Origin of the sequence: Chitinivorax sp. B (genome assembly GCF_005503445.1) — a bacterium.
Lineage (GTDB): Bacteria > Pseudomonadota > Gammaproteobacteria > Burkholderiales > SCOH01 > Chitinivorax.
This window is the reverse complement of record NZ_SCOH01000153.1, coordinates 1-1,404: the sequence shown is the minus strand read 5'-3', so window position 1 is coordinate 1,404 and position 1,404 is coordinate 1. Positions and strand designations below refer to the sequence as shown.

The window sequence follows — 1,404 nt, the reverse complement described above, 5'->3', positions numbered from 1 at the left end:
CTGGCGGTATCCAGCGGTTGCTCCGCGCCGGCTGGCAGCGGCAGGAACGCCGCCATCGCCGGGCGCCGGCGATTCAATGCTGCCTGCAACTGCGCCAGCTCATGATCCAGCCGATTGGCCAGCACATCATCAGATGGGGGCACCACACGCGACCGCGCCAATTCCGACACGGCTGCCGGGACCGGTGCCAACGCCCCATGGGCCTGCAGCGGGCTGAGCATATTCAGCCAGGCCGCACCCAGTAAGCCGCCTAGCAAGATTTGGGATTTGTTCAACTTAGCAATACTTACTTGCCAACTCCGTCAAAAAATCACTACCCATACTTTCAACCAATTCAATATCGTTATTGGTTTTTCTACCAAGCCAATTGGAGATATCCTTGCAACAAAAAAAACATTCGTTTATCAATTGCGAAAGCTCGATCAAGTCCCTATCACTATCAATCGCCAAAATACCTATATCTACTGGTTGCTTTTGAAACAGTACAAGCTGCTTACTCCCGCCAACCATCAGCAGCCCGCTACAGTCTCTGTCATCACGCATATGGCGAGTAATCTCATTGACACTTTGTACCCAGTTGCCATCAGCACCTAGGCTTCCCTGATAGGACTTGTCCAGATTAGAGAAAACATTAACCTTGAAATCAGAATCAAAGCACAGCCTTGATATCTCCTGAACAACATCAATATGTTCATCAGAAGTGCCAAAATCAGCATCAAAGAAAAAATAGCGGCTAAATTTCTTTGTGAAGATAAAATCAGGAAGATCGACATCCGGTTGAATAACGTCTAACACATTCAAACCTGATGTCGATATATCTTTATTAAGCATATTACTTCCCCGGAAAACGTAGTTTAGTAACCACCTTACCACCGACTTCAACAGATGCAGAGGGAATACCACTGGATGCTCCAGCAACTCCCCCTCCTGTTGATTTTGGATAAAATCTATAAGTCTTATTACCATTTTCTAAAATAGAAACGGTACCGTCTTTAGACATGTTTTTTGAATAACCATTTGCCACAAGGTTTTCAATTGCCTGATCAGGTGTTAAATCAGTGTGGACCTGTGCTGCACTCTTTCTTGTTTGTTTAGGTGGAAAAGAGACCTCTGTAAACTTTGCTTGCTCAGCAACAACTCCAGCCTTCCCAAATTTCACCGGCGTCATCGCCAACAGCCCACCTGCCACATTACGCAAGTCGCCTGCCACTTCCTTCGCTACGTCATTGCGCGGCGCCACCCAAGAATCCATGCGACCGAGTGCGCCCGAACTGGTATGCGCAAAGCGCTCCAGCCATGACGCAGCACCGTTGACCATGTCCGGCACAATATTGCCAATAGCACCCAGTGCGCCGTTACCAATAGTAGCCCAGGTTTCTGCATGGAGATTGTTCGCCCGCAGAT

Annotated in this window: 3 protein-coding genes; all 3 read right to left on the bottom strand. The window is 48.3% G+C overall.

Annotation, left to right across the window (positions count from 1 at the left end; all coding sequences use genetic code 11):
* A partial coding sequence (locus FFS57_RS24980; protein WP_137940521.1) for a hypothetical protein occupies window positions 1–275 on the bottom strand: 275 nt, incomplete at its 3' end.
* A 1-nt stretch (window position 276) separates the two neighbouring features.
* Window positions 277–831: a hypothetical protein gene (locus FFS57_RS24975; protein ID WP_137940520.1), complete on the bottom strand. Its 555-nt coding sequence runs from the start codon at window positions 829–831 to the stop codon at window positions 277–279.
* A gap of 1 nt (window position 832) precedes the next feature.
* The coding region (locus tag FFS57_RS25540) for a hypothetical protein (RefSeq protein WP_171014220.1) at window positions 833–1,404 on the bottom strand (572 nt) is incomplete at its 5' end.

Bases quoted from the DNA above. Each gene is read 5' to 3' on its own strand.
- FFS57_RS24975 (WP_137940520.1), bottom strand. From the start codon at position 831: ATGCTTAATAAAGATATATCGACATCAGGTTTGAATGTGTTAGACGTT.